4 protein-coding genes are annotated in these 8,735 nt (G+C 63.3%); 1 reads left to right on the forward strand and 3 read right to left on the reverse strand.

Annotated features, from left to right (window positions below):
* Positions 1-113 precede the first annotated feature (113 nt).
* Positions 114-2,348 carry a glycoside hydrolase family 88 protein gene (locus PQU92_RS15135; RefSeq protein WP_272749089.1) on the forward strand — a complete coding sequence of 745 codons (2,235 nt, stop codon included), beginning with the start codon at positions 114-116 and terminating at the stop codon, positions 2,346-2,348.
* Positions 2,349-2,399: 51 nt separating this feature from the next.
* Here the strand turns inward: PQU92_RS15135 and PQU92_RS15140 are convergent, their stop codons facing one another.
* The 3 genes from PQU92_RS15140 to PQU92_RS15150 form a co-directional block, all read right to left on the reverse strand.
* Entirely contained in the window at positions 2,400-4,859 is a 2,460-nt protein-coding gene (locus tag PQU92_RS15140; RefSeq protein ID WP_272749090.1) for a PhoX family protein, read from the reverse strand.
* 103 nt (positions 4,860-4,962) lie between these two features.
* Positions 4,963-7,893, reverse strand: a complete 2,931-nt coding sequence (locus PQU92_RS15145) for a M16 family metallopeptidase (RefSeq protein WP_272749091.1) — start codon at positions 7,891-7,893, stop codon at positions 4,963-4,965.
* A 127-nt stretch (positions 7,894-8,020) separates the two neighbouring features.
* Positions 8,021-8,419 carry a MerC domain-containing protein gene (locus PQU92_RS15150; RefSeq protein WP_272749092.1) on the reverse strand — a complete coding sequence of 133 codons (399 nt, stop codon included), beginning with the start codon at positions 8,417-8,419 and terminating at the stop codon, positions 8,021-8,023.
* Positions 8,420-8,735: the final 316 nt, after the last annotated feature.

Below are 8,735 nucleotides of genomic sequence, written 5' to 3' on the forward strand. Positions count from 1 at the left end.
ACACGCTCAAACAGGGTGCGAAAGGTCGGAAACGACCTGATGAATCAGTCCATTCAAAGTGTTTTGAAATCTTCGAAGCCTTGAATAGCGCCCTTACGTCAGAGGAGAGACCGATGGGTGCGACGCGTTGGGTAAGATATGGCCTGAGTTCCGTTTTGATATCCGGCCTGCTGGTCACCGGCGTCACGGCGCAAACACCTGCGCCTGAACCGACGCCTGTCTTCGCCCCCGACACCATCCCTGACGGCGAGGCTGTTTTGCGCGTGATCAAGCGCTCGGCGTCGGCCGAGGTCGCCCGCATGACCGCCATCGAAGCCAACCCGCAGGGCCAGCGTAACGGCGTCAGCACCAACTGGATCGCGGCGACCTTCTTCGTCGGCGCGATGAAACTGAACGCCGTCGCCGACGTGCCGGATGTCCGCGATTACAGCCTGCGCACCGCGCGACGCTTCAACTATGCGCTTCAGGGCGACGGTGCGCCGGTCCATCTGCTCAATGCCGACGATCAGGCCATAGGCGACCTCTATCAGGCCGTCTATCTGCACACGGGCTCACCCGGCACCTTGATGCCGCTCCAGCAGCGGCTCGATTTTACCCTCCCCTATCTGAGCAAGGCGCCTGAGCCGGACAAGCTGGTCTGGTGGTGGTGCGACTCGCTGTTCATGGCCCCGCCGGTGCTGGCGCGCATGTCGGCGATTACCGGCGACCCAAAATATATCCGCGCCATGGACGTTCAGTGGTGGCGGACCTATGAGCGTCTGTACGACAAAGAGCAGCACCTCTATGCCCGCGACGAGCGCTTCATCGAGCGCCGCTCGCCCAACGGCAAGAAGATCTTCTGGGCGCGCGGCGAAGGCTGGGTGCTGGCCGGACTGGCGCGGGTGCTTGAGGTCATGCCGGAAGATTTTCCCACCCGCCCGCGCTATGTGCAGCTGTTTCAGGAAATGTCAGCACGCATCATCACGCTTCAGCAGCCGGATGGTCTGTGGCGCGCCAGTCTGCTCGACACCGAAGCCTTCCCGGAGCCGGAAACCTCGGGTACAGCCTTCTATACCTACGCCCTAGCCTTCGGCATCAATCACGGTCTGCTCGATCGCAAGACCTATTTGCCGTACGTGCTGAAAAGCTGGGCGGGTCTCAATCACTACGTCCTGCCGAACGGTATACTGGGTCAGGTGCAGTCCGCCGGCGATCAGCCGGTGCCGACCAAGCGCGACGGCACGGCCCTCTATGCCAGCGGCGGCTTCCTGCTGGCCGGGCTTGAAGTGATGAACCTCGGCGGACCGGTCACCGCCCTGCCTATTGCCTTGCCGAAGCCCGCCACGCTCGACTACCACGCCAGCGATATGCGGCCTTCCGCCCCCCTGCCCGCCGACGCCACAGAGGAACAGAAATTCCAGTTCGAGCGCCGCGAGGCCGAGCGCGAAGCCGTCAAAAAATACGCCTACGACCCGATGGTCGACGACAAGGACTGGGTGTCGCCCGTCGCGGCCAAAACCATCGGCAGCGGTCTGGTCAAGCTGGTCCCGGCCACCGAAGCCGAACGCAAACCGCGCGCCACGGTGCGTTTCGCGCCGGATCGCTTCGACGACATCCTGTGGGAAAACGATCGCGTAGCGCATCGCATCTATGGCCCCGCGCTGGAAGCGCGCGAGCCGCCGTCGGGTTCGGGCATCGACGTGTGGTCCAAACGCGTCCGCTGGCCGTTCATGGACCGGCAACTGGCCACCAAGGCCTATCACAACGATCAGGGCGAAGGCGCCGACGCTTATAATGTCAAGGGGACGCGCGGCGGCGGCGGCTTAGGCATCTGGCTCGACAACAAGCTGTGGACTTCGCGCACCTTCCGCACTTACAAGATCCTGCAAAACGGGCCGGACGTGGCGAAGTTCAGCGTCACCTACGATCCGTGGCCGGTCGGCGTCGATCGCAAGGTCTGGGAATCGCGGACCTTCACCCTGCCGCTGGGGACCAATTTCACGCGACTGCAATCGACCCTGTCATCGGACAAGCCCGATGAACTGATCGTGGGGATCGGCCTCGGCAAGGGGGCGACCGTCCCCGGCAAGGGCGGCCTGTTTATCGACAAGGCGCGCGGCATCATCACCTACTGGGAGCCGAACGATCCGGACCACGGCAGCCTCGGCACCGCGGTGCGCGTCGATCCGGCCTCGGTCGTCGATATCAAGGCCGACGCCGACAATAACCTGATTTTGATCCGCGTCACACCGGGCAAACCGTTCGTCTACTATATCGGCTCGGCCTGGGATCAGGGGCTCGATTTCCATTCGCGCGAGGAATGGGAAGCCTATGTGAAGGCAGAAAAACTCAGCTTCAAGCCGGAATAAAAAAAGCCCCGAACTCAATGAGTTCGGGGCTTTTCCTTAGATGCCGATTACTTAAAGGGCAACCACACCGCCGTCATTCTTGGTGATGACGATGGTGGCCGAGCGCGGACGGCCCGACGTCGTACCTGCCTGGCTGGCGGGCCAGTTCGAGGTGATCGTCGTCGCGTTACCGTTCTCGCCCGGGTGCTGGATGTTGACGAACAGGGCGCGACCGTCCGGCGTCGTATCGATACCCGTGATTTCGCACTCCTTCGGTCCAACCAGGAAGCGGCGCAGTTGCAGGCCCGGCTGGGCACCGACGAAGGTCGACTGGGTCGCCGTCGCGCCGGTCGAGCCGGTGTTGGTGATCGTCTTCGCGCCGCCGTCGCCGACACGGCCCGGCATAGCCGCCAGCATCATGCAGTTGGTGACGTCGGTATAGGCGCCGTCATCGGTTTGAATCCACAGCAGCGGATTGACCAGACCACCGGCATTGGTCGGACGCGAGAACCACAGACCGTCCGGGCTGGAGAAGTCGTTGGTGTCGTTCAGGCCGGAGATGTTGATATTGGTGGCGTTGAGGTCCGCCCCGGCGCCGAACAGATAGATATCCCACTGGAAAGTGGTCGCTTCCGGGTTGTTCGAGGCTTCCTTCAGGCGGATGATGTGGCCGTTCGGGTTGCCGTAGTTGGCCGTCGTGCCAACCGGGTCGTTATAGTGACGCGGGTTGGCGGCATCGGTACCGGTCAGCGGGCGCGTCGCGGCATTGTTGTTGGTCAGGGTCAGATAGACCTCGCCATTGGCCGGGTTGACGGCGGCCCATTCCGGACGGTCCATCTTGGTCGCGCCGAGAACATCGGCGGCCAGACGCGTGTTGATCAGGACGTCGGCCTGGTTGGCGAAGCTATAGGTGGTGTTGGCGGCGGTCAGGACGCCGGTGCCGAAGACCAGCGGCAGCCACACGCCGTTGCCGGTGGCGTCGAAGCGCGCCACATAAAGCGTACCGGCATCGAGATACTTGTCACCCACGGCCAGACGGTCGGTCGCCGTGGCGTCGGCGACATCCCACGCAGTTGCCGAGACGAACTTGTAGAAATATTCGCCGCGCGAGTCGTCGCCCATATAGAAGACCGGCTTGCGACCTGCGACGAACGCGGCAGGCCAGGCGCCTTCGTGGCCCATGCGGCCCAGCGCCGTGCGCTTGCGCGGCGTCGAGGTCGGGTTGAACGGATCGATTTCGACGACCCAGCCGTACTGGTTGGCCTCGTTGCGGTAATCGCCCGTGCCGTCAGCGGCCTTGGTGGTGTCGACCGTGACGTTCCACTTGGCGAAGTTGCCCTGATCGGCGCTGTTGGCGGCGGTAACCGTGGCCCAGTTATTGGCCCCCGCCGCGCCCTGCGTCACGCCGTAGCGGTTCAGGGCGACCACGGCCTTGGCCGAACGGTTGGCGTTATCGGCGGAACCGCGACGGAAATAACCGGCCCAGTTTTCTTCGCAGGTCAGATAGGTTTCCCACTGAGTGCGGCCGTTGGCGCAGTTATTGATCGTGCCGCGACCGGCGACGCCCGTAGGCGAATAGACGGTACGCAACTGCGCGTCGCCGCGCGCCGGACCGTTGAAGGCCATGATCGTGTTCGGCGTGATGCGACGGTTGAGGGTTGAGGCCTGCACGTAGGACCAGGCCCCCGCGGTTTGCACGACTTCGACGACGGCGACGCCGTGGGCTTCGATTTCCTTGACCGCTTCGGCTTCCGGACGTGCGCCCGAAACCGTCGTCGGCCCGTTGGCGTGCAGGTAGGACGCGGTGATGTTCTCGTGGTTCATGACCAGAAGGCCGCGCGTCGAATTGGTGGCGTCGCGCGTCGTGCCCGTGGCGGCCAGACCGAAATAGGCCATGCCGTCATGGTGGTCGCCGGCGCGGTTGGCATAGCCCGTATCCGTGCCGTTATTGGCGAAGGCGGCGGTGGCCGCGTTCAGCGGATCGCCCAGACGATAGAGAACCGACACCGTATAGCCTTCCGGCACGGTGACGATGTCATTCTTGTTCTTGGCGACGGCAGTAAAGCCGAGTTGCGCCGGGCTGACCGTGACGATGGTGTCCTGCGACACGCTGGTCGAGCCGTTCACCGCCGTCAGGCGGAATTCGAGGGTCGTCGCCGCAGCCACCGAGGGGGCGATGAAGGTCGGCGTCAGGGTATTGGCATTGGTTAGGGTGACGGCGGGGCCGCCGACCTGCGTCCAGGTGACTGTGCTGTTGCGCAGCGCCGACCCGTTCAGCGTAACGACGCGGCCTGAGGTCGAGGCTCCGGCCTGACCGGCATTGATATTGCCCGCCGCATAGGCCTTTTCGTCGTCGGCATTGTCGCTGCCGCAGGCGCTCAGGCCGAACAGACCGGCGACGGCAGCCATCCCGCCCAGAATGTTACGGCGCGAATGGCGCTCGGCGATGATGTCCGACAGGCTCGGATTGGCCGACAGGTTCAGTTGGAAATCGCCGTCGGAATGACGACCGGTGAGCTTGTTCTCGGACATGAAGGAGCCTCTCGGTGAGATTTTATAGTTGAAGCTCCCTACATCACCCGGTTTTGTGAAAGGCCTTTACCATCCCCGTGTCGGTTTTGTGAAAAATAACGCCCTATGGCTGCGTCGACTTGCCTTCGCCATCCGGTTTACCGGCGGTTTCAGGCACCACCTTCAGACGCAGCACGGTCTTGTCCAGCAGATAGAGACGCGCCAGACGCTGGATATCGGCCACTGTGACGGCCTTGTACTGCGCCGGACGGTCGCGGATGAAGTCCTGCCGTCGCGTATCGGCCAGCAGGTTCGGCAAGGTCGTGTACCAGTAGCCATTGGTGCGCTCGCTCTGCTCAAGCCCCTCCAGCACCGGCAGACGCGCCCGGTCCAGTTCGTCCTGGGTCACCGGCTTGTCGCGCAGGTCGGCGGCAATGCTGAGGGCCGTCCTGTAGAAGGCCTCATCCATCTCCGGGCGGACCGTCGTCGTCACGCCGATATAGCCATAGCCCTTATACACCTCGGAGGGATTGTGGCTGACGGTGACGCCATAGGTCGCGCCCTGCTTTTCGCGCACCTCGTCTTTCAGGCGCGCCGCATAGATACGCGCCAGAAGGTCGAGCCCCCGGCTGTCGTGGAAATCGCGATAGAGGTCCGTCGTCGGAAAGGCCAGAAAACTCACCGCCTGATCGGCGCGGCCCTGATGGGTAAAGACGCGGGGCGTCCGGTCGGTCGGCAGCTTCATGCGGTCGGCGTCACGCGCGATGCGATAGGTTTTCGGCAAGGACGGCAGGGTGCCAAAGGTTCGGCCGACGGCCTCAAGCGCCGCTTCGTGGCTGATGTCGCCGACGATGGTGATCTCTATCGGTACGTCGCGCAGAGTCCGTTCGATCAACCCCTTCACGTGGTCGTTGGTCACGGCGGCAAAGCTTTCGGCGGTCGGAAAGACCATGCGCGGATCGTCGGCATTGAGATAGGACAGCGCCCCCAGCGACAGCATGGCGTTGGGATTGCTCTTCATCAGACGCAGGCTGGTCGCCACCGACAGTTTCAGATTGTCGAAATTTTCCGGCCGGTAACCGGGATCGCTGTAATAGGCCATCAGGACCTGCATCTGCAGCGGGAAATCGATGGTCGTCGTGGTGCCGTTGAGGGTCGCCTCATCGTCGCCCAGCGTATATTTCACACTATAGGTGCGTCCGCTCAGGCTCTTGCTGATCTCGGAGGACGACAGCTTGCCCAGCCCGCCGCCGGGCAGATTGTACAGCATCACCGGCACCAGCGACACCTTCTCGTGCGGGGAAAACAGCATCCGCCCGCCGGCCATGCGCACGCTCACCAGAACCCGGCTGCTCTGATAGCGGGTCTGGCGAATATTGACCTTCAGGCCGTTGGCATAGGTATATTGCGTCATGCCATAGGCCTTGACGACCTCGGTTTTGACGACCGCGCCCGCCACGCCGAAATCCGGATAGGGCCAGTCCTTCGCGGCTACCGCCACGAACGGCTCCACCGGCAGGGCTTCTGCCGCCGCATAGGCCGCGGTGATCGCCGCCGGTTCGAACGCTTCGCGCGTCGGGCCGCTGCGCACGATGAACGGCCCGTCGCCCCCGGTCAGGAAGGCGATCTGGGTATTGACGGCCTCAACCGTCAGACCGGGCCGTACCTGCGTCCACAGATCGTTGACCTGGCGGGCCGACATATAGACCCGCCCCTGCAGGACCGCATAGACGATATTCGTCATCAGGGTCGCGTGCTGACGCGACCGGTCCGCCGCCAGCGTATTGACATTGAGCGTGTCACGGGCAACTTTCATACGGTTCAGTTCTTCCTCGGTAACGCCGAAGGCCTTGAACTGATGATAGAGACGCACCGCCTCGGTGAGGGCTTCGTGCGATTTGCCCGGCTTCGGCGTCACGTTCAGCGAGGTCGAATTCACCGTCAGGCGGTTATTGGCATAGACCAGAGCCGCCGCCAGAAAGGGGCTGTCGGCCTCTCGCGCGCGGCGGGCGAAGCGGTCGTTCAGCACGCTGACGGCCACGTCCTTGGCGATCCCGATGCGGCGCGCCTCGAAGGTGTCGGGCTTGTCCAGCGCCGGGCGCGACCACCTCAGGGTAAGGGCTTCCGGAAAATTGGGATCGGCAAACACATAGGCGACCGTACCCTTGGGCACATAGGCACCCGGATCGACCGGTGCCGGTGACGGGCCTTCGCCGCGCCAGTCGCCGAAGGTCGCGGCGATCTTCGCCTCGATCTCCGCCGTCCTGATATCGCCGACGATGATCAGGGTCGCCAGTTCCGGACGGTACCACGTCCGGTAATAGTCGATCAGAGCCTTAGGCGGCGCGTTTTTGATAATGTCGGTCAGGCCGATGGGGCGTCGCTCGGCATAAAGTTGCCCTTTGTACGCCAGTGCGCCCACCTCTTCGGCGATCCGCGACGCCGGGGTGGCGCGCACGCGCTCCTCACCCAGAATGACGCCGCGCTCCCGGTCGATGGCGTCCGGGGCGAAAGTCAGGTTGGTTGCCGTCTCGCGCAGGATGAAGAAGGCCGTATCCACCGTTTCGGCATCGGTATTGGGCAGGTCGAGCACATAGGCCGTATTGTCGTAGGTGGTGAAGGCATTGGCGTCGGAGCCGAACTGAAACCCGTGCCGCGCCAGAATTTTAGTCAGCTCGCCTTCGGGGATATTCTTCGAACCGTTGAAGGCCATGTGTTCGACGAAATGCGCCAGACCGCGCTGATCGTCGCGTTCCTGCATCGACCCGGCGTGGATGATCAGGCGCAGGGCGGCGGTATTGCGCGGCGCCGGGCTCTGGAAAATGACATAGGTCAGGCCGTTGGGCAGTCTGCCGATGCGCGGTTCCGGATGCGACGGCAGGTCGCTGGGGCCGCGCAGCCAGGGCTGCGGCGCACCGGTGGGCTTTTGTTGGGCGGCCCCGGCCTGGGCCCCGACCTGGGCTATGGCATCGGCGGCGCGAACGACCGGCCCGAACAGGCCCGCGCCTACGACAAGGCAGGCCAGCGCCTGCCGGACGATCGTCATGTATTTCATATTTCCCCCCGTCACGCCTATTGGATCAGCCGCGCCCTTATGCCCGTCTATGTGGCATACCGGCAAAATACAGGCAATCCCATTCGCTGCCCTCTACTGGCCCATTCGCCGGACCAAATTGTGGCGGTTATGTATCGGCATGGCCGCGCCGCCCGTGCGGCCAGCGTATATTGAGGACATGCAGCCCGGCCAGACCGACGGCACCGGCCACGCTCATCACGGTTTCATAGTCGTGAAACGGCGGCCAGAACGCCGCTGCCCACAAAAGACCCAGCCCGACAAGGGCAAGCCCCGGTCTCAGCGGGTGCCGCCAGCCGCCCGACCGCGCCAGGGCATAGACGCTGATCGGGGCGGCCAGCACCGCCAGACCCTGATGGATCAGCGGATGGTCGTTGAACATGCCCAGAAACGGCAAGGCGGCAAACGCCACCGGCAAGACCAGACAATGGATCAGACACAAGCCCGACAATCCCATGGCCATAAGATCGAAAGCCCGACTGGTGTGGGCGGCGGATGAACCGGACATAGGCAACTCCTGAAACGAACGCTATGTTTGTTATATTATAACATTACCGAACGCAAGTCTCGATTTGCCATTACAGCACGGCCCGTAGCCTCGCCGCGTGTCCCCGGCAGTCCGCCTTCACCTCTGGCAGGGTCCTCGGCGACATCCGGTAGCCACGCTGGTCGAGCAGGCTCATCAGTCGTCGCGCCGCCTCATACTGAACCGCCCCGGCTTTGCCGGAGGCTCCAACTTCTGAGAAGATGGAGCTACTATGAACAAAACGACGAACAAGTTTTCACCTGAAGTCCGCGAACGCGCTGTGCGGATGTTTCTCGAT

Source organism: Asticcacaulis aquaticus (assembly GCF_028550415.1).
In the GTDB taxonomy this organism is placed as follows: Bacteria; Pseudomonadota; Alphaproteobacteria; order Caulobacterales; family Caulobacteraceae; genus Asticcacaulis; species Asticcacaulis aquaticus.